The sequence below is a fragment of the Verrucomicrobiota bacterium genome (assembly GCA_027622555.1).
Taxonomy (GTDB): domain Bacteria; phylum Verrucomicrobiota; class Verrucomicrobiia; order Opitutales; family UBA2995; genus UBA2995.
This window is the reverse complement of record JAQBYJ010000039.1, coordinates 17,275-43,229: the sequence shown is the minus strand read 5'-3', so window position 1 is coordinate 43,229 and position 25,955 is coordinate 17,275. Positions and strand designations below refer to the sequence as shown.

General features: G+C 46.8%; 19 protein-coding genes. 16 read left to right on the top strand and 3 right to left on the bottom strand.

The features are described from left to right. Nucleotides 1-178 precede the first annotated feature (178 nt). Both O3C43_12045 and O3C43_12040 read right to left on the bottom strand, forming a co-directional pair. Nucleotides 179-1,630: an ATP-binding protein gene (locus O3C43_12045; protein ID MDA1067223.1), complete on the bottom strand. Its 1,452-nt coding sequence runs from the start codon at nt 1,628-1,630 to the stop codon at nt 179-181. Between the two features lie 2 nt (nt 1,631-1,632). Further along, nucleotides 1,633-2,307 (bottom strand): response regulator transcription factor, encoded by a 675-nt coding sequence (locus O3C43_12040; GenBank protein ID MDA1067222.1) that lies wholly within the window; start codon nt 2,305-2,307, stop codon nt 1,633-1,635. 270 nt (nt 2,308-2,577) lie between these two features. Here O3C43_12040 and O3C43_12035 point away from each other — a divergent pair, with 270 nt between their 5' ends. The 11 genes from O3C43_12035 to O3C43_11985 all read left to right on the top strand — a co-directional run bounded on the left by O3C43_12035 (nt 2,578) and on the right by O3C43_11985 (nt 15,270). Continuing rightward, the gene (locus tag O3C43_12035) at nt 2,578-4,251 is read left to right on the top strand and encodes a glycosyltransferase family 39 protein (protein MDA1067221.1); all 1,674 of its coding nucleotides are present in this window, start codon (nt 2,578-2,580) and stop codon (nt 4,249-4,251) included. Nucleotides 4,252-4,273: 22 nt separating this feature from the next. Next, complete coding sequence (locus tag O3C43_12030) at nt 4,274-5,245, top strand: glycosyltransferase (GenBank protein ID MDA1067220.1); 972 nt, start codon at nt 4,274-4,276, stop codon at nt 5,243-5,245. A 95-nt stretch (nt 5,246-5,340) separates the two neighbouring features. Next, entirely contained in the window at nt 5,341-6,531 is a 1,191-nt protein-coding gene (locus tag O3C43_12025; GenBank protein ID MDA1067219.1) for an iron-regulated protein, read from the top strand. Between the two features lie 6 nt (nt 6,532-6,537). Continuing rightward, entirely contained in the window at nt 6,538-7,914 is a 1,377-nt protein-coding gene (locus O3C43_12020) for a c-type cytochrome (GenBank protein MDA1067218.1), read from the top strand. Between the two features lie 164 nt (nt 7,915-8,078). Beyond that, nucleotides 8,079-9,791 carry a bifunctional sulfate adenylyltransferase/adenylylsulfate kinase gene (locus O3C43_12015; protein MDA1067217.1) on the top strand — a complete coding sequence of 571 codons (1,713 nt, stop codon included), beginning with the start codon at nt 8,079-8,081 and terminating at the stop codon, nt 9,789-9,791. A 223-nt stretch (nt 9,792-10,014) separates the two neighbouring features. Continuing rightward, entirely contained in the window at nt 10,015-10,362 is a 348-nt protein-coding gene (locus tag O3C43_12010; GenBank protein MDA1067216.1) for a VOC family protein, read from the top strand. A 281-nt stretch (nt 10,363-10,643) separates the two neighbouring features. Next, complete coding sequence (locus O3C43_12005; GenBank protein ID MDA1067215.1) at nt 10,644-11,951, top strand: porin; 1,308 nt, start codon at nt 10,644-10,646, stop codon at nt 11,949-11,951. Between the two features lie 65 nt (nt 11,952-12,016). Continuing rightward, the gene (locus O3C43_12000; GenBank protein ID MDA1067214.1) at nt 12,017-12,541 is read left to right on the top strand and encodes an FMN-binding protein; all 525 of its coding nucleotides are present in this window, start codon (nt 12,017-12,019) and stop codon (nt 12,539-12,541) included. Then, nucleotides 12,538-13,305, top strand: a complete 768-nt coding sequence (locus tag O3C43_11995) for a PepSY domain-containing protein (GenBank protein MDA1067213.1) — start codon at nt 12,538-12,540, stop codon at nt 13,303-13,305. The genes O3C43_12000 and O3C43_11995 overlap by 4 nt, the downstream gene beginning before the upstream one ends. Before the next feature lie 26 nt (nt 13,306-13,331). Next, the gene (locus tag O3C43_11990) at nt 13,332-14,270 is read left to right on the top strand and encodes an FAD:protein FMN transferase (protein ID MDA1067212.1); all 939 of its coding nucleotides are present in this window, start codon (nt 13,332-13,334) and stop codon (nt 14,268-14,270) included. Between the two features lie 286 nt (nt 14,271-14,556). Next, the gene (locus tag O3C43_11985) at nt 14,557-15,270 is read left to right on the top strand and encodes an energy transducer TonB (GenBank protein MDA1067211.1); all 714 of its coding nucleotides are present in this window, start codon (nt 14,557-14,559) and stop codon (nt 15,268-15,270) included. A 9-nt stretch (nt 15,271-15,279) separates the two neighbouring features. On the opposite strand, the gene O3C43_11980 is transcribed toward O3C43_11985, so the two are convergent. After that, complete coding sequence (locus O3C43_11980) at nt 15,280-18,759, bottom strand: hypothetical protein (GenBank protein MDA1067210.1); 3,480 nt, start codon at nt 18,757-18,759, stop codon at nt 15,280-15,282. 295 nt (nt 18,760-19,054) lie between these two features. Between O3C43_11980 and O3C43_11975 the strand changes: the two genes are divergently transcribed. From O3C43_11975 to O3C43_11955, 5 genes are all read left to right on the top strand, one after another. Next, nucleotides 19,055-22,042, top strand: a complete 2,988-nt coding sequence (locus tag O3C43_11975; GenBank protein ID MDA1067209.1) for a TonB-dependent receptor plug domain-containing protein — start codon at nt 19,055-19,057, stop codon at nt 22,040-22,042. A gap of 115 nt (nt 22,043-22,157) precedes the next feature. Beyond that, nucleotides 22,158-23,201, top strand: a complete 1,044-nt coding sequence (locus tag O3C43_11970; GenBank protein MDA1067208.1) for a LacI family DNA-binding transcriptional regulator — start codon at nt 22,158-22,160, stop codon at nt 23,199-23,201. Nucleotides 23,202-23,279: 78 nt separating this feature from the next. Next, entirely contained in the window at nt 23,280-23,429 is a 150-nt protein-coding gene (locus O3C43_11965; protein ID MDA1067207.1) for a hypothetical protein, read from the top strand. Nucleotides 23,430-23,501: 72 nt separating this feature from the next. After that, entirely contained in the window at nt 23,502-24,392 is an 891-nt protein-coding gene (locus tag O3C43_11960; protein ID MDA1067206.1) for a glycosyl hydrolase family 17 protein, read from the top strand. A gap of 28 nt (nt 24,393-24,420) precedes the next feature. Continuing rightward, nucleotides 24,421-25,872 carry an MFS transporter gene (locus tag O3C43_11955; GenBank protein ID MDA1067205.1) on the top strand — a complete coding sequence of 484 codons (1,452 nt, stop codon included), beginning with the start codon at nt 24,421-24,423 and terminating at the stop codon, nt 25,870-25,872. The last annotated feature ends 83 nt before the right edge of the window (nt 25,873-25,955 follow it).

The window sequence follows — 25,955 nt, the reverse complement described above, 5'->3', positions numbered from 1 at the left end:
GTTTCGGTTTTTTATGTTCAAGGCTACTTTAGCCACTGAACCCCAACAGGTTCCATCTTTTTATTCAATTTTATCTCACGAATTCAGGGTTTCTGTTATGTTTGTAAAAAGAAGTACTTTTTAGTGTCCTCCGGGGGCCCGAAGAGTAAAAAGTTACAACCTACGGCAACTCCGGGTATTAAATGCGGATTTTCAAACGCATGCGGAACCATCGATCATCCATCAGTTCTGGATGCACTTCGATATCCATAATATCGGCCAACGCTTTGACGATGGCCAATCCTAATCCAGAGTGGTTTACCTCACTCCTGGCTTTGTCCTTCCTCCAGAAACGATCAAAGAGGTGACGCAAATCTTCCCTGCAAAGGTTGGCCGCTTGGTTTTCCACAATTAGATTTATGGATGGATTCCCCGGTTCAACCATGCAGCGAATCCGGCTTCCAGGAACGCTGTAGGCTACTGCGTTTTCCAAAAGATTTTGAAGGATCATTTGGAGTTTTTCTTTATCAGTGGAAATGGTGGTTTTTGAATCGATCCTGCAATCAAGTTCTATCTTTTTCCCTTGTGCCTCAGCTTTGCAGTGGTCCCAACAATCTCTAACCAGGTCACCCAATTCCACCTTTTCATAATTGATGGGTGTTGCGTCCTGATCCCATCGACTAAGTGAAAGCAGGTTGCTGACAATCTTCTCCATTTGTTGGGAGACATCATTGATATCCTCAAAAAATATTCTGGTAGTTTCCTCGTCTTCTAGAGACATGACGCCCACTTCACAGGCGGTTCTAAGTTCCGAGACCGGTGTCCGGAGTTCATGGGCGACATCGCTGGTAAATCTTCTTTCACGAACAATGGTCTCATCCATACGTTCAAGCAGTTCGTTCAGCGTTTGAATGATGCTCCTCAATTCGGATGGAGGGTCCTTTAGGCTGATCCGTTTTGCTAAGTCGTCAGGGTCTATGCTCTCTATTTGGGCATTGATGTTGTCGATGGGTTGTAATCCCTTGTTCACGGATATTCGAACGACTAAAAAAATGCCTGCCAGAATCAGTAGGTCGATGCCACCAATGGTAAGGAAAATAAAGGCAAGCATTTGGTCCAAATCTTCCCTGCTTTTTGCTACAAAAATAGTTACGGTTGCCGCTTCCGGGTTTATGGAAGCCGGAATTTCAAAAATGATCTCATCCTCCTCAATTTCCTCCTCCTCATCCACCTCTACTTCATTGATGGGTTTAGTTCTGATCAGGACATAACGCCCTTCTTCTCCATCCTCCAACTTGATGTTTCCGATTGCATCAAGGGTTTCTCCAAGGTCTGGGACTGATCCGTCAAAATCCTCCATGGATTCCGACCTGTTAATCACTGTACCGTCCTGAAAGGCAATTTGAAAGAATTCCGGATTCTCTTCGTCGCTAAACTCAGGCATTGAATCTTCATGAATCTCGCTTTCGATACGATTCCCTTCCCTCATGGTCAGGGCGTTGATCGTCTTTGCTTTTGTTCGTAGATTATTATCAAAACCGTCCAAAAGAATAGACCTAACAAGTATGCAAAGAACCGTACTCGCTGCGATAAGCAGTAGAGATGTCCCTATTAAAAGGCGGACCGTTAGCTCATGTCGGATCGATTTCACTTTTATGCGCTTTGATCTATCAGATAGCCGTAACCACGCTTTGTTTTAATAATCGATGGATTCCCGTTATGATCGAGTTTCTTCCTTAAATTGCAAACTAGAACCTCTATCACATTTCGGCTGGCATAGGACTCGCTGTCGTGGACGGCATCCAACAATTGATCCTTGGAAAGTACCCGTCCCCGGTTGAGCATGAGGTGTTCCAAAATCGCATATTCACCAGGAGTTAATGTAACCACGTTTCCGTTGCAGGTCACCTCTTTATTGGCTGTGTTTACTATCACACCGTCAACGCTGACTTCGGGAGACTTGGCTTCATATTTTCTCCGAACCAAGGTCTGAATGCGGGCGATCAGTTCATCGAAGGAAAACGGTTTTATCATATAATCATCTGCTCCCAGGCGAAGCCCTCGAATCCGGTCATCTACCTGATCACTGGCAGAAAGGATGAGAATGTGGGTCTGCTTTCCCGACGCCCTCAATTTCCTTAAAATGGTGAGGCCGTCTATCCCTGGCAGCATGAGGTCGAGAAGAATCACGTCGTAATTGTTGAACAACGCAAAATCGAGCCCATCTCGTCCATCTGACGCAGCGTCCACCGAGAATCCCTGCTTTTTAAGGCCGTGGGTTAAAGACCGTAGCAGACGCTGTGAATCTTCTATTATAAGTACTTTCATAAGTTAGCAGGTGAATTTGTAACGTGTAATCAAACCATTCTTTCCTTAATGTAGCCTTAATGATACCCCATTCTGTTATCAACTTTTTTCAGTCCCATCCAAAACCGCTTTAAAGGGAATCTTACGAGTTCTTTTCAGATTTTTGTTACACTTAAGGGAACGTTAAGCTTCCGGTCATAAATTTGCGACCATACTTTGGATTAGCCGATGTATGAAAAAATATAATACGCTGTGACCCATACCGGAAAGTTAGTTTTTAGGGATATTACTTTGATCTGCTTTTTGCTTTGTATCCTATTCTTTGGGACAAATGGAGTTCGTCCTCTCGGAAATCCCGATGAAGGTAGATATTCGGAGATACCCCGTGAAATGTTGGAAGACGGCAGTTGGGTCAGCCCACGCGTCAACGGGGTGCTCTATTTTGACAAGCCTCCATTGTTTTATTGGCTCCAAGCCCTCGCTTTAAAAGTGGGTGGACTGAATGAAAAGGCTGCCCGGTTCTGGCCGGCTGCTTTTGCGCTTGCAGGATGCTTAGGTGTATATGTCGCTGGCCGACGGCTCTATAATCGCTCGGTTGGTCTTATCTCAGTTGCGATTTTATCTACCTCGCTTATGTACTTTTCAATAAGTCAGCTGGTTGTGATAGATATGGCTGTGTCCGTATTTATTACATTCGCACTGCTGACTTTCTTAGTTGCGATCAGCGAGGAAAGGGGCCCGCTGCGGAGAAACTTGATTCTGGCATTCTATATTTGGAGTGCTCTGGCGGTTCTGACCAAAGGTCTAATTGGAGTGCTCATTCCAGTAGCTATCATTGGAGTTTGGCTGTTAATCACTCAACGTTGGAAGAAGTTGTTTCCTTGTTATCTGGGTTGGGGGATTCTGGTTTTTATGCTAATAGCGGGACCTTGGCACTTCCTGGCCTGGCAGCAGCATTCAGAGTTCGCATGGTATTATTTTGTCCATGAACATTTTTTGCGTTTCATGGAAGAAGGGCACGGTCGGAACAAACCGATCTGGTTCTTCTTTGTCTACGGTGCGGTGGGACTTATTCCATGGCTTGGATTTTTGCCTGGAACTCTCTTCGATCTTTTAAAAACGAGATGGAGGAAAAACGAGCAACGAGAAACAACTCTTTTCCTCGTTATATGGATCATCTTTGTCATTGGCTTTTTTTCTGCTTCCAGCTCGAAACTCATTCCCTACATTCTTCCAATATTTCCGGCCCTCTCACTATTGATTGCCATTTTTGTCAATTCCCACCCAAAGGGTCTAAAAATTGGCATGCATTCCACGGCTCTGTTGACACTATTTCCTGGGCTCCTCTTGCCTTTCGCTCTACATTTTAGCGGTCTAGATTTAACTCCCGCAGCTGATCGTCTGTTTGTTTGTCTTTGCCTTTTTCTCGTGGTTGGTGGGATTGCGACTTCTGTATTAACTTCCAAATACAAAACAAAGCTCGTGTTGTTGGTGCCGTTTTCAACCTGGTTTGTATGCTTGTTGCTTCTTAATCCTCTATTGAAGCACGTTGACCTAAAATCCTCCAAGACGGTTGCATTAAAGCTTCTGTCTATGCAAGTGGACGGGGATCAAGTGTTTTGTTTATCTGATTACCATCAGGATCTTCCGTTTTATCTGAATCAGAAAGTGAGTGTTGTCGATTCTTGGTCGAGGGACATCAACTTTGGGTTGACGTTAGAAGATCACTCGAGCCGATTTGTTGGAGAAACAGTTTTTCGAATTCGTTGGGAAGGTGATTCACGAATATTCGCCGTCGCCAGAAGCAAACATCTCCGGCGGATTGCACGTGATTATCCGGCCCTAAAAGGATTTTTAATTTTTCGGGACAAAAATTATGTGTTGATCAGTAATAAACCGTCTCCGGGGGAACCGATGAAGGCAATCCCTCTGTCACTCCTCCTAGTCCCTGATAGTATTACTTAACTTCAATTAATCTTTTTCAAAAATGAAAAATCATCAATCACCCGAGATCTCGGTTGTAATTCCCGTGTTCAACGAGGAAGACTGCTTGCCCAAACTGTTTTATCGACTTCTTGCGGTACTGGAAACACTTGGAAGAAGCTACGAGGTAATATTCGTTGATGATGGAAGCACTGATGATTCCCTGGACTTGCTTGAAGCGTTTTGTGAGGATTACCACGGTAAGGTCAGGTTGGTTGAGTTCAATGGGAACTACGGACAGTTTAATGCCATCTGTGCTGGTTTTGAATTCGCACGCGGGAAAATTGCGGTAACGTTGGATGCAGATTTACAGAATCCACCGGAGGAAATTCCGAAACTACTTGAATTGATGGACAGGGGTCACGATTATGTGGGTGGAATACGTAGTAACAGAAAAGATTCTTGGATGAGGCGGTGGAGTTCACGGTTGAACAACTACATTCGTGAAAAAATAACTAACATACGCATAACTGATCAGGGATGCATGTTGAGAGCATATAGCGGATCCATAATCAAGGCCGTGGTGAGGTCTCGTGAAAGGTCAGTTTTTGTTTCAGCCTTGGCTTACAAGTTCGCTTCGAATCCTGCGGAGGTGGAAGTAGCCCATGAGGGTAGAAGTTCCGGGAAATCGCGTTATAACTACTTTAACCTTATGGAGCTGAATTTTGATTTGATTACCGGGTTCTCTCTTTGGCCTCTGCAAACTTTGACTTTACTGGGCTTTGGCGTCTTTTGTACGGGCTTCATATGCTTAGTCGCACTCTTTTTATCGGCCTTCCTTTTTCAGATTCAGATTAGCTCTATTGGGTTATTTTTGCTATCGTTGATATTGGTAATTGGGGTTCTGTGTACTGGTCTGGGTCTCATCGGTGAGTATGTTGGCCGTATTTACCACGAAGTCTTACGACGTCCCAATTTCCTAATTAAGCGTGTGGTAGACGGCGAAAACGAAATGCCGTTGCGAGAGGCAAAATAAGCCGCGCCTATTTCGATCAGAGGCATCTGAGATTTAGCACGTCAAAGATTGCCAAGTGCGGAACGTTCCATTGCAATTGGAGGTCTTATTGAAAAATGATGTCCCCGCGTTTAATTCTGATTGTCCTGTTGGTCTGGATTCCTGCCCCTGTTCTGCGAGCGGATTTCGAGGTGGCTCCACCGACTCCGGAAGGTCAACCATTTTCAAATGAGATCGCTTTTGAATTTCTTAGTAATTATGCAACGCTTGCCTGGTATCTCTATTCGGACTCGGTAAAGGAAACAGTCAGATTTAATATGGCAGTGTATCGGTTCCGGAAGGAACCGGGAGAAGTGTCCTTTGGAGAACTTAAGAAATCCTGGATAGAGGCCCGCAAGGTCTATGGGCGGACGGAAGTTTATCGTTTTTCGGATGGACCGATTGATCAGATGGAACTGGAGGAACTGATCAATGCGTGGCCGATAGATGAAAGCTACATCGACTATACTGAGGATGATCCAGGGTCTGGCATTATCAATAACCTTAAGGATTATCCTGAAATTAACAGTCGCTTGTTGCGTCAATTGAATGTGGTTGGTGGAGAAACCAATATATCCACAGGTTGGCATGCGATTGAGTTTTTACTTTGGGGACAAGATCGGTTTGTCGATGGTCCGGGGCAGCGCAAGTGGACCGATTTCACAGTGGCCCCCAATGCCGACAGACGGATGAATTATTTAGTCGCGGCTACGGAACTGTTGCGAAGCCATCTGGTGGCGGTAGCAGATCAATGGAGCATGTCCAATTACGATAACGCCTCGGGCGACTTTTTCCTGAAGCGTCCGACGACGCTTATGAAATTAGTCATGCGTGGTGTTAGTTCATTGGCAGGACGGGAGCTGGCGGCCGAGCGTATGTCTCTTGCTTTGCGTTCAAAGTCGCAAGAAGACGAGCATTCCTGTTTTAGTGATACGACGCACTTCGATTTTATAGCAAACATGGAAGGGCTTGAAGCCATTTTATTTGGAGCCTTCAAACCCGTTTATGGTCCCCAAGTTGAAGGGAAGGGGCTGTATGATGTAATTGCGGAAGCCGATCAGGCTGCCGCTGATGCAGTTAAGCAAAAGTTTTATGTGGCAAAAGAAAAAGTAGAAGCCATCGAGGCACCTTTCGACCAGGCTATCGTGGCGGCGGATGGATCCCCCAAACAGGTTCAAGTTCAAGAAGCAGTGAGTGCTTTGTGGAGTTTGGTATACGCTTTGGCTGATGCTGAGGAACTTCTTGAGCTGGATGTGAAACGCGGATAACGGGCCATGGTTTTTGGGCTCCAACGAGCAAGAGTCGTTTGCTCAATACTCGTAACGCTAAATGTTGGTTTACCTTGTATTGGCGATTTGCTCACAGGTGGTGGGACTACCGTTTTTGATGAGTCTGTTAATGCCTTTGGGTTTCCGGCAACGAATTTGCCAATTGAACAACATCCGCGTTTTTTTGCAGGAAATGCATTCTTCAATACCAATTGGGTAGATGCCTCGTCCGAGGTAAATGGCCGCGATGGGCTGGGACCTTTATTCAATGTACGTTCCTGCTCGACCTGTCATTTTAAAGATGGCCGCGGTCAGCCACCCGAAGAAACCGCCGTGCCCGATGGCTGGTTAATGCGCATAAGTATTCCAGGAACTTCGGAGCATAATTCGCCGCGCCCTGATCCGGTTTATGGTACCCAGGTCAGCGTACGTGCATTGCCCGGCGCTATGCCTGAAGCCAGCGTTCGCATTCAATACAAAATCATAGACGGATTTTATCCCGATGGAAAATCTTATCAAATGCTGGATCCAAACTATTCTCTTACTCAATGGGCTTATGGAGATCCGCATGCTGAATTGCTTAGCTCACCCAGGGTTGCTTCGGTCGTGTTTGGGCTCGGGCTTTTAGACGCGGTATCCAAGGACGATATTTTAAGTCGATCTGACCCGGATGATAAAGACGGCGACGGGATATCGGGGCGACCTAATTGGGTTTGGAGTCCGAGCCTAGGAAAGAAGGAGCTCGGCCGTTTTGGCTGGAAGGCGAACAAGGCCACTCTCACTGACCAAACAGCCGGAGCGTTTCTTGGAGATATTGGGATAACCAATTCACTTTTTCCCGGGGAAAATTATTCTGAATCCCAGAACCTTTCGGAAAAGTTTCCGAGTGGAGGTTCTCCTGAGTTATCGGATCGAGACCTGGAGGATGTTGTTTTTTATATGCAGACACTCGCTGTTCCAGCGGCGCGAATCGAAGATCGAACTAAATTTAATCAAGGCAAGGAACTATTCAGTCAGTTGCGTTGCGTTGCCTGCCATACACCTCGTTTGGAAACAGCTAAGGACTACCCGGTTACTGTATTGGCTGAACAATCCATCCGTCCATACACAGATCTCCTGCTTCATGATATGGGGAAAGGGCTTGCCGATGGTCGGCCCGATTTTGAAGCTTCGGGAACGGAGTGGCGTACTCCACCTCTTTGGGGAATTGGCTTATTATCTAAGGTTAACAAGCACACGCGTTTGCTTCACGATGGGCGCGCTCGGAATGTGGAAGAAGCGATCCTTTGGCACGGCGGTGAAGCGGAAGCCAGCAAGCAGGAGTTTAAAAGGTTAACTGCTGAGCAACGTGGGTTGGTGATTCGGTTTGTCGAAAGCCTTTAGTTTTAGCGGACTTATCCATCGCTTGTTTGAAAGTACTTTTCCGCTCTGTATAAACGGACTTGAAGGATTCGGATGGATGAATAATAATAACAATTGTAAGGGGTTGCCCTGTATTTGTTTCTTCGGTTGGCAACTCACCATCTGTAACCTTAATTCAATCCAATATGGGAGCATTCAAAGAACCACATGGCGGCGTTTTAAAAGAGCTGTATCTCGGTGAATCTACGGCCGAAGAGGAAAAGATAAAGGCCAGGGAGTACAAATCCTGGGACATGACCGAAAGGCAGCTTTGTGATATCGAGCTCATACTAAACGGGGCATTTTCACCGCTCGAAGGATTTCTTAATCAGGAGGATTACATCGGTGTGTTAAAAGACATGCGGTTGAAATCAAAGATTCTTTGGCCCATCCCCATCAATCTGGATGTCACCGAGGAATTCGCCGATTCCCTGACGTCCGGCGAGGACATTGCCCTTCGCGATCTGGAAGGCGTCATTATCGCTACCTTGAAAGTTGAGGACATCTGGAAACCGGATAAGCTGGAAGAAGCTAACCTGGTTTACGGTTGTGAAATTGACGCGCATCCCGGTGTCGATTACTTACTGAATCATTCGAACGATGTGTATATTGGCGGCAAGCTAAGTGGCCTGGAGCCTCCCACTCATTACGATTTCAAATTGCTTCGCGATTCTCCCTCCGAACTTAGAGGACGCTTCCGCAAACTGGGTTGGCGCAAGGTGGTGGCGTTTCAAACGCGCAATCCCATGCATCGAGCTCACCAGGAAATCACCTTTCGCGCTGCTCATGAAAACGAAGCAAATCTCCTCATCCATCCGGTTGTTGGCATGACGCGCAAGGGAGATGTGGATCATTTTACGCGTGTTCGTTGTTACGAACGCATTCTTGAAAAATATCCCGAGCAAACGACGTCCTTAAGTCTGCTTAACCTGGCCATGCGCATGGCTGGTCCGAGGGAGGCGGTGTGGCATGGGCTGATTCGCAAGAATTTTGGCTGCACGCATTTTATTGTGGGACGCGATCATGCTGGTCCGGGGAAAACACCGGATGGCCAACCGTACTACGGTCCTTACGAAGCGCAGGAACTTTTTTCCAAACACGAAAAGGAAATGGATATCTCCCTGGTGCCGTTTCAGCAAATGGTTTACGTGGAGGATAAGGCTCAATACATGACCGTTGAGGAGACTACCCCGGACATGAAAATCAAAACAATCACCGGGACCGAGTTTCGCCGTCGTCTGAGTGAGGGTCTTGAGATGCCGGAATGGTTTTCGTATCCGGAAATCGTGGAGGAACTGCGAAAAATGTACCCGCCCAAACACAAGCAGGGAGTTACCTTATTCTTTACCGGCTTGTCGGGATCCGGGAAATCAACCATCGCCAACGCCCTTCTTGTCAAGTTACTGGAGATCGGAGGACGCCAGGTAACTTTGCTCGATGGCGATCTTGTTCGGAAAAACCTTTCCAGCGAGCTGGGGTTCTCGAAAGAACACCGCAACTTGAATATTGAACGCATCGGGTATGTTGCTTCCGAGATAACTAAAAATGGTGGCATAGCTGTGTGTGCACCTATTGCACCATACCGGGTCACTCGCCGGAAAGTCCGGCAAATGATTGAGGCGGTTGGAGGCTTTGTACTGATCTTCGTCGCTACTCCGATTGAAGTTTGTGAGAAGAGGGATCGCAAAGGTCTGTATGCCAAAGCTCGGGCCGGGTTGATTAAGGAATTCACCGGAATTGATGATCCTTACGAAGAACCGGAAAGCGCCGAAATTATAATCGATACTCAAAAGCTCTCACCTGAACTGGCTGCTCATCGTATTTTGGTGAAACTGGAAAACATGGGTTATATCCGGTAGCGACCTTTTGATTTTTGAGCACAGGTTATTACGCGAACCTCTCTTGTGGGTGGAATAGTTTTTGGGTTAGTTCAGCAGATGCGGGGAGCTCACTTTCTGAGCCACGACCTATTTCCCCTGGCGATCTGTTGGTTGGTGCCCTGTTAATACACACCATCTTCTGCACGAGGAAATTCTTAAGTGTGGTCTTGCAGGATTCTAAGATGTCTCCGAGTTTAGGCCTATGCTAGTAGAACGCGTTAAATACCTCATCTGGGCAGCGGATATGGATCGGGCTGTGGAGTTTTATACGACCGTTCTTGGGGCGGTAGTGACTAAAAAGATTGAGATCATGGCCGAGCTCGAGTTATGCGGTTCAATCATCGGAATTCACAGTGGTGGTGAAGGAAAACGAACCTGGACCGGAATGAGTTTTCAGGTGGCGGACGTTCTGGTCGGCGCTGCTGAAGTGGTTGACGCCGGAGGGGAATTAACCAACGAGCCGAAGCCGGAAAATGGAGAGCCTCCGCACCTCGCTATGTGCGTGGATACAGAGGGGAATCAGTTTATGCTTTTTAGGAAGCGCGGCTAGTTTTGCATTCAAGTGCAGGGTATCGATGGCGCCAGTGTGCGACATTCTGATGTTTCCGGCTAAAGAAGAATAATAACAACCTGACGCCTGACAAGACCGTCCCCTATTTCCTTCTGCCATACTAGTGGTATCTGAAGATTTTTAACTCCTCTCATTGTGAGTAAATGATCCGACCTGAGCGACTCTAATGAAAATGAGATTCAATCTCATAAATTTATTGACTCTCTGTTTTCCGTCCTTTTTAAAACTCAACTTTCCATTTTGAAGACCTCTGATTTAATATGAAATTATACCAATTGATCCCGACTGGGTTAGTGATGGCATTATCTGCAATTTGCTCTTTGTCAGGCCAAGATACACCGTCTGTGGAGGAAATGTGGCGCATAATCCAGGCTCAGCAGAAGCAAATCGCTGAGCTCACTGCGATGGTGGAAGCCAACAAAAAAGAAGTATCTGCAACGAGCAGCGCGGTAGAAGGCACGAAACTGGCGGTGGCTAGCGCGAAGACAGAAGCTGAGACCGCTCGCGAGGAAGTACAAGTTACTCGTCAGCAGTTGGAAGCTACCGCTCTGGCGGTTGAAGAAATGGGCCATGGCGGTTCCGGTGGTCTAGGATGGTGGGATAAAACTTCCATTGGTGGGTATGGCGAGCTGCATGCGAACTTTTTCAGTAATGCCAGTGATCAAATCGATTTCCATCGGTTCGTGCTTTTCTTCAACCACGAGTTCAATGATTGGATCACGTTCAGTTCGGAACTCGAACTCGAACACGCGCTATCCTCTGCGGACGGACCTGGTGAGGTTGAACTCGAGCAAGCATTTATTCGAATGGATTGGAGTGAGAATTTTAGCACCGACGCCGGGTTATTCCTCATGCCCATAGGTATCATCAATGAAATCCATGAGCCTAATACTTTTTACGGGGTCGAACGAAATAACGTAGAATCCCGGATTATTCCGTCAACCTGGTGGGAAGCTGGAATCAAAGGCACCTACCGCTTTGATAACGGAATGTCCGTCGAGGGTGGAGTCGTCTCCGGACTTGATGTCGGCCCAAGCGGCAACATTCGAAGTGGCCGCCAAAAAGTCGCCCAAGCAATCAACAACGAAGCGGCCTTCGTCGGACGTATCAAGTATACCGGTGTCGCTGGTCTGGAGTTGGGTTTGTCTGCCTTCCATCAAGGAAATCTCTCTCAAAGTTCTAGTGTCGATGTATCAGGCCTTCTCACTTCAGCTCATGCGGACTATTCGAGTGGCGGCTTTCGCCTTCGGGCGCTTTACTCGCATTGGGACCTGGATGGAACGACCAACGCTGATGCCGAAACACAATATGGCTATTATTTCGAGCCGTCCTACCGCTGGGAATTGAGCGATGAATTTGGTGACCTCGGTATTTATATTCGATATAGCGAATACGAATATTTCACCGGATCTTTCCTCAGCTTCAATGAGATTAGTGAATTGGGGATTAATTATTGGCCGACCGATCAGGTTGTATTCAAAGTCGATTTACAGGACATTTCAAAATCCAGGCAACTGCGTGGAAAGGGCAGTACCGCTTTCAACTTGGGCCTGGGTTACCAGTTTTAGGTGGTTTAATTACGAACGGTGATTGCCTTGAAGTACTCTCTGCTTTGCGTTCCTTTATTCTTTCGATGATTCGACGACGGACAACTCCCCTCCTTCTTATAGGTCTTCTGACTTTGTTCGTCCAATCAGCATGGTCAGCCGAAGTCGTTTATCTGGAACCCAACGCATTTATCAAACGTAGTTTTGAAGGAGAGCCTGAGCAAAAACTTCTTTGGCTAAACAAGGAACTTAAAGCTTCGATAAAGAAAATTCTCAGTCGCGATTTCAGTGGACTCCGCATCCGCTATTGGCAGAAGGATAACCGCACGGCATGGATTCTTGAAGAGATCGGAAAGGTCAAACCGATCACCGCCGGATTTTTGATTGAAGAAGGGGAATTATTGGAAATGCAGGTCCTTATTTATAGGGAGAGTCACGGCCAGGAAGTGCAGTACTCCTTCTTTACCGATCAATTCAATGGGCTTCAACTGGATGACAAACAAAAACTGGATAAAGGAATTGACGGCATTAGTGGGGCTACTCTTTCGGTCAATGCCCTGACACGGCTCTCCCGTCTGGCCCTTTTTCTCTCTGAACAAGTCGAGCCATGAAATTTCACCTTCCAGGCAAACGTGCAATCCTTGCTTTCCACCGCTGGTTGGGATTTCTGTCTGCGACTTTTCTTCTCATCCTTTCGATCACAGGCTTCGCCCTTAATCATACGGAGTGGTTTCGAATGGATCATGTAAAAATACGAAACAGCACGATTCTCAAGCGCTATGGGATGGTCGGAGGCGAGGCTATTCAATCCTATCGATTAAATGATAAGAACACCGTGAGCGTGGTTAACGATAGAATTTTTATAAACCAGAAACCCATTACCGATAGCGGAAAAATAGTTGGGATCTTCGAAGGTGAACCGATCAACGTGGTGGTCACGGTTCCGTATCTTATAATGTTCACGGTTGATGGGGAGTGGGTCGAAACGCTTGGAACCAGGCAACTGCCCTTCGAAAATTTGACAGCCATGGGTTATACTTCAGATGGTCGGGCGGTTCTGGTGGCTGAAAATGGAAACTGGATCGCGGACGAGGATTGGCTCAATTTCAAGCCCTACGAAGGATCTTATACTGTCGAGCCACTGGAAACCATTGCGCTCGATCCGAGTCAAGAGTCTGCCTTACTTTTGGCCTACCAAGGTGGAGGGGTTTCACTATATCGTTTTCTTCTCGATGTGCATTCCGGTCGCTTTTTAGGTTGGGGAGGTCGCACGGCTATGGACCTGACCGCAATCGCTATTGTGATCTTAATCTCTAGCGGAATCGGAGGCTGGCTGCGCAAGTCTCGGAGCCAAACGATTTCACCCGACAACTGATGCAACGTCGGCGTTTCATAAAAATTGTGGCGACACACGCAGCCGGTTTGTCGCTCTGGCAATTGGCCGATGGCCTGACTAACTCTCAGCGGCTGCACCCTGTTCGATGGCAAGGTTACACGCTTGGGGCAGTTGGCAACTTTACCCTTTTTACGGATGCTCCAAAAACTGCCCAGGCGGTACTGCAAATGTGTTTCAAAGAGATGCGTCGGCTGGAGTCTCTATTCAGTATCTATGATGGTGAATCAGAGTTGTCTCGCCTCAACGTGAACGGTCGGTTGAACTCGCCCTCTGCGGACTGGCTTCCACTGCTCAAGGCCGTAGAAAGAGCTCATAGAATTACAGGTGGGCTCTTTGATCCAACCGTCCAACCGCTCTGGTCGGTTTACTCGGACCATTTCAGGAAATTTCCAAATGCGACTACCGGACCCAATAGCTCGACCGTCCAGGAGGCGCTTGAAAAAGTGGGTTGGTGTCATCTTAACTACGACTCTTCTTCCATCCAATTTGATCAACCCGGTTCCTGCCTAACACTCAACGGAATTGCTCAAGGATTTATCACCGACCGGGTAACCGACATACTGAAAGAGGAGGGCTTTCAGCACGCCTTGGTAGAACTTGGCGAGACTCGGGCAATCGGATGTCATCCGGAGCAACGTCCATGGAAAATCGGAATCAAGGATGCTTCCAAACCTGGCGAATTGGTCCTTACGGCGGAAGTGGATAACACAGCACTTGCGACGAGTGGAAGTTACGGAAGTCTCTTTTCTAACGATGGAAACTACCATCACCTCATCGACCCTTTCAGTGGGCTGCCTAAAACGCATTGGCAGAGCCTTTCGGTGATCGCTCCCACCGCCACGGAGGCGGATGCACTTTCGACCGGACTCTCATTTGCAGACGAAACGGCCCTGCAGGATTTCGAACAAAACCATCCTTCCATTCGGATTCTTAAACAACCATAAGCAATGGTCCACCGTTTGTTTGCTACGGTGTCTTGGGAAAGAAGTACAAACTCTGAAACAAATTGTCTTGGCCAAGGGTATTAGCACTCGTAACTCCACAATAGAACCTCTTTTATATCAATCAACTTGAAGCAAATGTCGAAGCGGATATGCATGGTTGAATCTGATCCATTTGACATGTAAATTATCGTGAGTCGCTATTTCGATTTCACCGGTTAATTGTCGCAAAGCTCTCGTATGCATTATGAAAAACAAAACCGTTACAAATCAGAAAATTACTTTTTGTATGGTCTCACTAATTATTTTTGGTGTTACTACATTTGCTTTTAGCCAGAAAGTGGAAGATCAACCGATCCGTTTGGAAGGTAAATTGCAGGTCCAGATACCGGATGAATTGAAGGCTTTGCATATAACCAATCCGTATGCCAAGATTCTGATCGAGGTAGACGACCAGGGTTCCATTCTCGATTCGATGCCAGTTGAAGCCTCTCACAACGGCTTACTGTCGCCAGCTCTGAAAGCGATCCACGAGGCCAAATTTAGTCCGGCTGTGGTGAATGGCTCTCCGACTCGTTCAAAAGCGGCTGTCTACGTAAATTTCTTTGATGTTGAACAACGTATTTGGCAGTCCGGTTCGGGAATTGTTCCCTTCGGCGATAGTGCTTCAGATGCCGCCGCGAGACGCTTCTACCAAGTCGCGCCTGGTCGGTTTGTGTATCAACTAAGTAAGCCCAAGGATTTGGATACGCCTCTTAAAATTAAAGAAGGAAAACTTAGGATTTACTCGTCTGAGGAGGGTGTCCGTCCCCAAGGCAGTTGCTTGGTTGAATTCTACGTCGGACCGGAAGGGAAGGTCCATTTCCCGCGTGTCATTCGTAGCGATGATGAGGATGTCTCCATGAGCGGATTATTAACGATGCGCGGAACTTCTTTTGAGTCTCCTCTTCGAGATGGGAAACCCACCTGTATTCGGGTTCAACAACCCTTCAACTTCAATTAGAAGAACTCTTCACCTCAAGAGGGAATTCTCGGGAATGCGAATCCGAATGCTCTCTAACTCCCCTGATCTATCGAAGACTGCCCGACTGATTTTTTTTGTGAGTTGATTATTTTGAAGAACTTCTGATGAACCATCGACGCGTGTGACGGTTATTCCACTCGTATCCGACAACTCGTAAACAACCGGTGTTTGGCAGTAGCTAAATGCCAGTTCTCCCGATTTCAATTTTAAATGTTTTTCGGTGCCATCCAGCGTGTAATATGCGAATTCGGCAGGTTCATCAAGAAATTCACTTTGACGAAGGAGTTTTGGCTCAAAACTTAAACAAGATTGCCTGATTTGTATGCCTAGCTCTCCCCAACGGATCAGAATATCCTCCTTTACTTGACCGGTCATTCCTGGCTGTTGAGCGCCAGCGTGTTTAGGTGTATGGGAATAAGCGTCAGATGGAAACGCTCCATATTCGGCCGGTTCTTGATAGATTCCCAATCCTTCTAGAGTTTCATTGTAATGATGCTTAAAGCGCTGGAATATATCTTCATCCGCTTCCAGTTGTTTGGCTACGAGGTAGTTTTCCTGAATGGCTAGAAGTAGTTTTGAGACCATGTGCCAATAGATGCTGCCCAGGCCTTCGTAAGCGAAGAAAGTTCCCGATCTTCCTGTAAACGAATCATGCTGAAAGGTGTTTTCAAAAATGGTTTCGAGTTTGCTAAACTCCTCCTCTTTGAACCCGGAGAGAACATCCTGTTTCAATAGCTGCAAATGCTCTCTCAGATCTCCTGTATTTTTAAAACTACCATTGAAGCGCACTTGACCTCGAACGTCTGTGTAAGCGATTTGTTTGTTCTTTGATTTCAGAAGATGTTCAATTATTTTAGACGCATCAACCTGCTCCTTATCAATTATGTTTTTCTCGAGAAAGGTCGGTAGAGCGCGGTCGGGATAAAGCATGTAACTGTTTCTCTCTTCCTGGTATATTGAGCTTTTTCTTAACGTATCGAGAAGGTCGGCTGCTTTGTTTGCACTGAGGCTTTTCGAGCTTAGAATTGAGACCTGCCCTTCGAGCATTTCATACAAATAATCGACTCCAATGGAGTTGGGTGCCTTCTTCAATAAATTGTAGGAATGGTATAAGCCGTCTTCTCTTCTGTTGGCATCCAATGAGTGCTTTATCCATGTTTTTGTTGTCTTGAAAAATGTGAGCACGTTGTTGAGCGCGATGGATTTGCCCTCCGTTTCGAAGTCTTTGGCGTAGACTTGCTCTCTGTAGTCTGATCCTGCTTGGCCGAGTGCTTCCGTTATTTCATATCGTTCGCTGTCACTAAATGGGCGGTTCAGTTTTGCCGAGTGAGTTGAAAGTGTTTGCTGGAGTCTTTCCAGAAACTGAGAAACCGGTGCCGAGAACTGGAAAGTATGTGGCAAAGAGTCGTTATCTAAAAATGAAATCAGAAAATCTAGGTACCTGTGAATGTATCCCAGGGTTACGACCGACAATCCATTCCCCACCAGCGCATTGTTCGCGTCGTTCCATTCGGGTCGTTGGGTATTCATCCAAATACCTCCCTCGGGAACGAAGTTGGAGATCTTTGAAAGTAGGGGGATCAATAGTTTTTCAAGTAACGAAAATTTAAGAATAGTTCCATCTCTGTTTGCTAATAGTTTCCCATCCGTGCCCAGGTTTGCGACTCGCTCCTCCGTTGCTGTCTGTTTTTCTTCGTCAAAGGTAACTGTGTTTCGCGAATCTTTCCAGATTTCTGAAAAGCTACCAATTTTATAAGGCACGTCCACGCAGACGAATGATGGAACCCCGAGGACTTCTACCAGCTCCTTTGGACTGTATCGGGCGGAGAGTTCAAGTAGCTTGAGTAGATAGATAATCTGATGATCACCCCAATAGCCTATGTTTGACCAAGGCTCATCTGGTTCGATGATTTCCCAGTCTACTCCTTCCTTGGTCAAGCGATAGGGGTTGTAGCCATCGATGGTCGTCGCGTTTAGAAACCTGAAAATCATCCCCTGCAGAAACTCGGGGAAAGAGTAGGCGAGGGCTTCCCAGTTTTGAAAGATGTCTCTCCAGTTTCCTTGATAAGTAAGTATTGGGTTTCCTTCGGCGTCTGTAGTTTCGATCGAGAAGGCATTCCAAGGTCGGCTGGGATCCCCATGCCGTCGACTAAATGTTAATGGCAGATATTCTACTGCGATCCGAAGTAGATCTGAATCGGCTGTCTCCTTAACCTTATCGAGAAACTCGTTTAGACGCAGGGTTTCGGGAAGCTGTTTTAACAGGCTGTCGAATTTTAAATACGCCGGCACGTTTACATTCTGCAGGTGCCTGAGAAAATCGTTTTTTGAGATCTCGTAATTGTTCGCAAAGATTCCACCCCGCATAATGTTGAATAACACATTGGAGAGATGCCTTGAGCATCGACGTGAATCGTTGGTGAGTTGGTATCCGTCTGCGGCAGCCAGTTTTATCTGCAGATCGTGGTGGCCTTTTTTTATATCTTCCTGAAGTGAATCGGCCAATCTTGCAGGATCTTCATGTTCACGTCTCAGTTGTTCTATTTCGCCCGCGTCTTGATCGATGTCTGCCACGATCCAGCCTTGGAAACTCTCGCCTGCCTCCAGCGTCGCATGTTTCGACAAGAGGTAGCAGCTCTTTTGACCACGCACATCGGATTCGTTAGAGACCGGCTGGTTGGATGAGAAAGCGTCCAGCTGACCTTCACTAAGTAGCACCTGATCGGCATCATAGTTAAGCGACCAGGCGACAGTTGCCTTGAGCCCCTCGCTTGGCTCTGCCCGATCCGTAGGGATAGAGCTTAAATAATAGATGCCGATTTTTTCAGGATCCAATAGTTCACTTTTCTTGTAAGCATCGGCGAGATTACTGAAGCGATTTAAAAAATTCTGATTGAAGCCATGGGGAACCAGGTTCCGGAGGCCGTCGAGTATTCTAACTTTGGTTTGAGTTGCCCCAGTGTTGAGGAGTTCAATTTGGCGCACAAATCCATACTTTGAACTGAAAGACCAGTGATACGAAAACTGTAGATCCAATGTTGTATTAGTCTCTTCAAATATGATCTCGTCACCTTCAGGGCTTTTGTAAACGGTGCGCTCTATGGCGCCAAATTGTCCTCGGTCTTTTGAAAACGGTTTCCAGTTACAGTCACTCCCAGGGGATTTTCCATAAACCCAAATGGAAGTGAAGCTTCCAGTGGTCTCTTCCAGATCCATCAATTTGTCTTGAGTGTAATATGGAAATAGCGCGTGGTCAGAATTTACCCTACCTGCCGTCAACGCACCATTGCTGGTGATGTACATCCACTGATCCTTTGGACTAACCAGGTTGATTAGAAAATCTGGCATGCGGTGTACCCCATCCACTTCCAGGAACCGTTTCTTTTTTTCCTGGAGGAGATTCGGGCATCCGCTTTTCGGCCAGTTTAGGGACGGAAGGATGTTACTATCGTTATTTGAAACTTGCATGCGTGAGTACAAAACATAGATGGGTTGCGAAGGAACTTTATCTCTCCCCTTGTGCTGGGTGGAAAATCAAATAAGATGCAATTAAATGCAAACATAAATTAATAAAAAGTTCATTGAATGTCTATCAATAACTCCATAAGGAATTGGTAAGCAGATATAAAGGAATAAATATTAAGGTGCACAATGATGCAATAAAATCCTTGACTGTATCCAGATATACTCTGACACTGGTGCGGAAATGTGGCAATTCTGGCGAATTATTGAATTTGCGCGGTTACCAAAAATATCAGTTACTATGAAGATTAAATCAACTACCTCTATAGGCTACCCACGACGCATCCTTTTTTTATTTGGAGCGAGTATTTTGCTTTCTGGATTTCTAATGCCTGCGGCCTCGGCTCAAAACGACGAAGAGGAAGAAAACGATATATACGTTCTCTCCCCTTTCGAAATCGATGAATCGACCGATTCTGGCTACTTTGCCACTAATGCGATTTCAGGGACTCGGGTAAGTGCCGCCATTCAGGACATTCCCCTGTCGATTGAAGTGCTGACTTCTGAGTTTATCGAAGACACAGGATCAACTGACCTGCGCGAATCTCTCCGTTACAGCGCTGGCATCCTTCTACAATCCCAAAATGATGCGCTTAACGCAGACTCGTTTTCAGGAATCGGAGGTGTAAACAGTCCGGAGGGTGTCACGGATAATAAATCAGAGACCTCTTTCAAGGTGCGAGGGTTTGTGACCGACAACGTGCTTCGCAATGGATTCCGGAGACAGTTTGCCACCGATTCAGTCAACATCGATCGTATAGAAGTAATTCGCGGTCCGTCTGCTCTATTGTATGGTATCGGAAACTTTGGTGGACTGGTAAATTATGTAGCCAAAAAACCGCTACTCGAACCCTTCCAACATTATGGCGTCACCGTCGGGTCGGATAATCTTTATCGCGTAACCGCGGATGTAACCGGTCCTTTAGGAAACCCGGATAACGGGCTTGCCTACCGGGTCAATTTTGCCTGGGAGGATAGTGACGACTATACCGACCTTAAGAATAGCACTCACTGGTTTGCTTCCCCTTCCTTTTTGTGGACCCCTTCTTCCAGGACAAGTATCCTCCTTGACCTGGAATTCGGAGAGGCGGAATCGAGTGGAATTGGGTTCCTAAGTGTTCGCGCTCCGAGCATCGAAGGTATCCCCATCACTCAGACCGATCGTTTGGAGACATTTGGATTTTTAGAATTTCCGGGTAAGGATATTCGCACTTTCCGGTGGTCGGGCCCCGACACCTATCTGAATACCGAGTCCTCTAATATACTTTTGGACCTCACTCAGGAAATAGTGGAAAATCTCTACTTTAAAGCTGGTTTCAATACAGCCAGTGCTGATTTCAGTTTTCGGGATGTTTTTGGTGGAATCTCACAGAATTCGGGTCCTGAGTCACTACGCAAAACAATAACCGCCCGCCAGATTATTGATGGATCCTCCACGGATGTGGAAGCGGAGGTAGAGAATGCCAGTTTTCAATATTCCTGGTCTGAAATTGAGGAAGATACTGACCGCGACCAGGCCCGTGTGGAGATGACCTATTCTAAGCGGATTTTCGAAGACTCGAAGTGGCTTAATTCGGAGCATTCCTTCCTGGCGGGATACATGTATGAGAATGCGAAAAATGATATTTTTGGTATCGGAACCGAAGCCCGGGGACTGGTAACCGGTGAACCCCTCGATCCCATCCGCGATGGTTGGAACTGGAAAGATCCCACCGATCCTTCGCCGATTCAATTCGGCATCCAGGGTGACGGTGCTATCGATGAACCGATGACTCCGAGTTTTCGTTCGACGAACGACGCTACCAATGAGGGACAATACCTGGTATACTCAGGGCGATTTCTCAATGACCGCCTGTTTGTGGTGGCGGGATTACGTAAAGACACAAACTCCGTTGAGGCCGGTCGGACCGATTTTCGGAACCCGAGCTCCGATTTTACGAGCTCAAGCCCCGAGTTGTCTCATGATAGTGCTCAATGGGGAGTCAGTTATGAAGTATTCAATGGGGTGACTCTGTTTGCATTGGGTTCAGAGGGAGTTCAGCCCAATTTTGAAGGACGTGTTGACGGCTATGGTATTCCCTTGAATGCCGCTACAGCTGAGTCTGAAGAGGTTGGTTTAAAGCTAAGCCTCTTCGATGGAAAACTGGCGGCCACAACCAGCGTCTTTAAAATTGAAAGGCAGGGAGTCCCTTTCAGTTACTGGTGGGCACCCGCACCAGCTCGCGGTGATTTTGATCGCAATGCAGACATTGTTTACCGTCTCGACGATTTCAATCCTCAGATCAAAACTGATAACCGCTATCTTCAGGCAGCATTGCCCGAATACCTGGCCGCCAGAGCGTCGGGAGCAGTATGGCGGGACGAAAATACAGGCCTATGGTATATCAATGGATCCGAAGCTGATGGGGCTGCATTTCTGGACGGCGTATTCGCAGCGCTTAACCGAGAGTTTGCCCTGCCGATTGAACAGAGGACGGACCTGGATCCCTGGCCGGGATGGCTCTATAATGGTTTCGACGACCCGTTGGTTAACACAGCAGGAATGGACTGGTCTAGTGGTGACTTCTACCAGACTATTTCTGACCAGTCCAGCGGGTGGGAAATGCAGATTATGCTATCACCCACCGACAACATGCAGTTCATTTTTAATTACTCCAATGTTGAAAGAGAAATTCTCAATCCAGGTAATTTTGCCACCTACGATTATACGGATGGCAACTGGGACCGATGGGCCGAGTGGTACTTCCCAAATACAAACTGGGGGCTTTCCACTTTCTCAAACGAAGAAGTTTATCCAGGAGGCAGCGGTGGACAGCCCAGTCAAGACACCGGAACATGGTCGGGTATCGGCTACGGAAAAGGTGAATCACTTGATGACACCCCCGAGCATGCCATGACTTTCTGGGGCACGATCCGCATGGATGAAGATTCGGCCATGAAAGGCTGGCAATTTGCTCTGGGTGGTGCCTGGGAAAGTGAAAGAGAATATGCATCTGCCTTCACGACCGCAGGACAGAAAAAGCAGAACGAGTCCGGTAAGAAAATTCAGGCCGTTACGGATGCCCGTCTGACGTTGAACGGAATGGTGAAGTATAGCACTATGTTCAATGACAAGAATGAGGTTTTTGCTCAGTTGAACGTCGATAATCTTTTAGACGATACCGACCAATATGGTCTGTTGTATGCTCCCGGATTGTCGTGGCGGTTGCAGTTTGGAATTTATTTTTAAAAGTAACTGATCTACTTAATAAGCCGCTGTCTTTAACGAGACGGCGGCTTTTTTTCTGGTTTCTTCCAACAAATTAATCTGAACTAAAATTTAACCCCTAACGAGAAGCACACCATTGGCTAAAGTAGATCAACAAACCATCGCAGAGAAGTTAAACCTTTCGCGTACCACGGTATCTCGATGTTTCACCAATCATCCGAAGATCAATCCGCAAACACGGGCCAAAGTATTTCAGTTGGCAGCGAAGCTTGGCTACAGCTACTCCGCCCCTCGAAATGCCCAATCGCCCAAAAAATCTGCGCGCAATACCATATCGGTCTTGGTTGGCGTGGATGAATCGGCAAAAAAACAGGTCGATACCGCCGCTGAAATCATCAATGGCATCAGCGAGAAAGCGGCAGCCGAGAAATTGCTTATAGAGGTTCACTATGTTGAGCCCTCCAGTTTTTTACCGGGTCCAAGGCCGCGTAAAATTGTACCCAATGGAAACTCTTCTACCTGGAAGGGAGTGGTGTTGATTTATCCCTTTCATACCGAAGCGGTGAGAAATCTAATGACCAAGTTTCCGACCGTTTCGGTGTTAGATCATTACGATGAGCTTGAATTGGATTCCGTTAACCCGGATCAGACACGTGGTATTGGCGCCATGGTGCGTCATTTGCATCATTTGGGGCATCAGCGAATCGGCTTTCTAAGTTGGAAATATGCCATTGATGCTCCCTGGGTTGAAAGGCGGCTTGGAGCCTACGTTGAATATTTGTATCGGCTCGGTCTGGAGTTTGATCCCAAGCTGGTGCTGAACGTACGTCATGATGAACAAATCAGCCTTGAAGGCCTGGGGGTCAAAGTTGCGGCATTTGTGAAGCGAGGGGTAACGGCCTGGGTTTGTGCGGCTGATCACCAGGCCTACCATCTGGTGAATGAACTAAAAAAACACGGTGTTTCTGTTCCGGGGGACTGTTCGGTGACTGGGTTTGATGGAATTATTCGTCCGCATGGAGTTCCGCAAATCACCACTGTAAGGGTGGCATTCAAAGACCTGGGGATCTCGTCTATAGTGTGTTTGAAAAGGACCATTGAGAACCCGACCGCACCACGCAGGCATATTCAGATTTCAGGCCAGACGATTATTGGAAAATCTTCGGCCGCGCTAGTTTGAGTTAAGCTGTATCTCTGTAAATTAAAGATTGATCAGGCTTTAATAATTGCATTATATTGCACCTTAAAAATCTACTCAATGTGTGCCTCCCAAGAAAACTCGAATTCCGGAAACCAGCTTATGGCGATTGCTTTCCTGCTATCCCTGTTTCTCCAGAGTTGTTCGAAGTCCGAAAAGACCTTTCCTCTGCGCATGGAGGTGGATTATGTCCGCGTCTATCAGCGTTAACCTTAAGCCGCGGACTGTGATATCGATTACTCGTAGCCGCTATTAAATTAAAAAAAATTAGAGATCATATAAATGTCAGTTAGCATCGAAGGTATTAAAATTTTATCAGGACTTCATTCGTCGAATGTGTCCCAAGAAGAGCTGTTAAGTGCCTTTTCCGGTGTGCTTGATCTTGGTTTGCACGGGATAGCTTTCAGTGCCTATACGGAAGGGCAGGGGCCGGGTCATGTGATTGGTGAAGCACAGATCCGAGAGCGATTGAGTATCATCCAGCCTCATGTTAAATGGATTAGAACCTTTTCCTGTACCGACGGAAATGAACTCATTCCGGGAATCGCCAAAGAGATGGGACTGAAGACCATGGTCGGTGCGTGGCTTGGAAAAGATGATGATAAGAACCGACGGGAAATGGATAATTTACTTGAGATTGGTCGAGCAGGACTTGCCGACATCGTGGCAGTAGGAAATGAAGTTCTTTACCGTAACGAAATGTCTGAGGATGTGCTACTTGAATTCATTCAATTAGCAAAGCGTGAGCTACCCGATTGTCAGGTAGGTTATGTAGATGCCTATTACGAATTTTGTAACCGACCGAAACTTACAGATGCATGCGACATTATCCTGGCAAATTGTTATCCTTATTGGGAGGGGTGCCACTCGGATTACGCTTTGCTATATATTAAGGACATGTATCAACGTGTTAAGAAGGCGGCGGGTGATAAGCCAGTCATCGTTACAGAAACTGGCTGGCCCAATGCGGGTAAACAGTTTGGCGATTCAGTACCTTCGGATACCAATGCATTACGCTACTTTGTGAATGTGCAAAACTGGGCCGGAGAAGATAAGGTCGACATGTTTTACTTTTCTTCGTTTGATGAAGCCTGGAAGAGAGGGGATGAAGGAGATGTCGGAGCATACTGGGGGCTCTGGAATTCTAAAGGTTGTTTAAAGTATATCAGTTAAGGTCATCTAAATTTAACCAAAAGCAACTGTGAGCGAATCCAAACACTATTCAACGGCACCTGGAGACCGTATAAGTCTGTATCAAAAGATCGCCTACGGTTTTGGATCTTTGGTAAACAACCTGCTCGGAGCGGCCATCAGTATGATGTCGATTGTTCTGGTTCTGGGTCTTGGAATGAATCCTGCCCTGGTGGGAACACTTATGGCACTGCCGCGATTGACGGACGCACTTACTGACCCGCTCATGGGTTATATTTCCGACAATACGAAGTCCCGGTGGGGGAGGCGTAGGCCATACATTCTCTTTGGAGCCATATTCGCTGGAATTCTGTTTGCAGGACTTTGGCAATTGCCGCCTGGCCACAGCGAACAATTCTATTTCTGGTTTTTTCTGATCGGTTCCATCCTCTTTTATTTGGCTTACACCATGTTTGCGACTCCATGGGTTGCCTTGGGCTACGAACTGACTCCTGATTACCACGAAAGAACCCGTGTCCTCGGGATTGCCAATGCCATGGGGCAATTTGTCTGGATTGCTCTTCCCTGGTTCTATGCATTTATGGAAAATGATCGCTTCTTTCCCACTGCAGTAGACGGTGCTCGAAGTTTAGCGATCATGATCGGAGTGTTCGTAATTCTTGTAGGAGTTTTGCCTGCTCTTTTAACCAGAGAAAGGGGTCTTGCGGATATGGAAAAAGCTCCAAGTCCGATCCAACAAACGCGCGCATTAGAGGGATTTTTAACCCATGGTGCTGACTTCTTCAAAGGACTGTTAAAGACAATCAAAAGCAAATCCTTTGTTTTGCTATGTGCGGCAACATTTCTTGTTTTTAATGGCTATCAACTCGTCGCCTCATTTACATCCTATGTTCTAATTTATTATGTCTATGGTGGAGACAAAGATCTGGGAGCCAACCTGATGGGTGTCTTTGGAACCGTCATGGCAGTGTCGACGTTCACCGTTATTCTTTTAGTATCCTGGGTAGCCACCAAGCTTGGTAAGAAGAAAACGTTTTTTATATCGGTGGGGATTTCTCTGTTTGGCTATGGACTCAAATGGTTCTGTTATAGCCCGGAGCACCCTTACCTCATTCTTGTTTGCGCACCGTTCATTGCCTTTGGACTGGGTTGTCTTTTCACCCTAATGGGTTCCATGATTGCTGATGTTTGCGATGTGGACGAATTGGAAACCGGTCAACGACGTGAAGGTATGTTCGGCTCTATATTCTGGTGGGTGGTGAAATTGGGCATGGCCTTTGTATTGTTGCTTTCAGGCTTTGCTCTCAATGCCACAGGATTTGATGTCGCTTTTGAAGGTAATCAATCCGACCGCACCTTGTTTCTTATGCGCTTATTTGATGTAGTAGTTCCTTTCGTAACGTCCGCTTTAGCTATTTTGGCGGTGTATTTTTATCCTATTACTGAAGAAAGAGCTCACGAAGTGAGGGCTGAATTGGAAGCTCGTCGCGGTCACGTTTAGGGAGGAAGTCCTCATGGGCGTGCTGCAATATGTCACTCAGACTTTCAATCCTTACTGTTAGTATTTTGGCCGCTCTGGGGTCT

Bases quoted from the DNA above. Each gene is read 5' to 3' on its own strand.
- O3C43_12040 (MDA1067222.1), bottom strand. From the start codon at position 2,307: ATGAAAGTACTTATAATAGAAGATTCACAGCGTCTGCTACGGTCTTTA.
- O3C43_12030 (MDA1067220.1), top strand. From the start codon at position 4,274: ATGAAAAATCATCAATCACCCGAGATCTCGGTTGTAATTCCCGTGTTC.
- O3C43_12025 (MDA1067219.1), top strand. From the start codon at position 5,341: ATGATGTCCCCGCGTTTAATTCTGATTGTCCTGTTGGTCTGGATTCCT.
- O3C43_12020 (MDA1067218.1), top strand. From the start codon at position 6,538: ATGGTTTTTGGGCTCCAACGAGCAAGAGTCGTTTGCTCAATACTCGTA.
- O3C43_12015 (MDA1067217.1), top strand. From the start codon at position 8,079: ATGGGAGCATTCAAAGAACCACATGGCGGCGTTTTAAAAGAGCTGTAT.
- O3C43_12010 (MDA1067216.1), top strand. From the start codon at position 10,015: ATGCTAGTAGAACGCGTTAAATACCTCATCTGGGCAGCGGATATGGAT.
- O3C43_12005 (MDA1067215.1), top strand. From the start codon at position 10,644: ATGAAATTATACCAATTGATCCCGACTGGGTTAGTGATGGCATTATCT.
- O3C43_12000 (MDA1067214.1), top strand. From the start codon at position 12,017: ATGATTCGACGACGGACAACTCCCCTCCTTCTTATAGGTCTTCTGACT.
- O3C43_11995 (MDA1067213.1), top strand. From the start codon at position 12,538: ATGAAATTTCACCTTCCAGGCAAACGTGCAATCCTTGCTTTCCACCGC.
- O3C43_11985 (MDA1067211.1), top strand. From the start codon at position 14,557: ATGGTCTCACTAATTATTTTTGGTGTTACTACATTTGCTTTTAGCCAG.
- O3C43_11980 (MDA1067210.1), bottom strand. From the start codon at position 18,759: ATGCAAGTTTCAAATAACGATAGTAACATCCTTCCGTCCCTAAACTGG.
- O3C43_11975 (MDA1067209.1), top strand. From the start codon at position 19,055: ATGAAGATTAAATCAACTACCTCTATAGGCTACCCACGACGCATCCTT.
- O3C43_11965 (MDA1067207.1), top strand. From the start codon at position 23,280: ATGTGTGCCTCCCAAGAAAACTCGAATTCCGGAAACCAGCTTATGGCG.
- O3C43_11960 (MDA1067206.1), top strand. From the start codon at position 23,502: ATGTCAGTTAGCATCGAAGGTATTAAAATTTTATCAGGACTTCATTCG.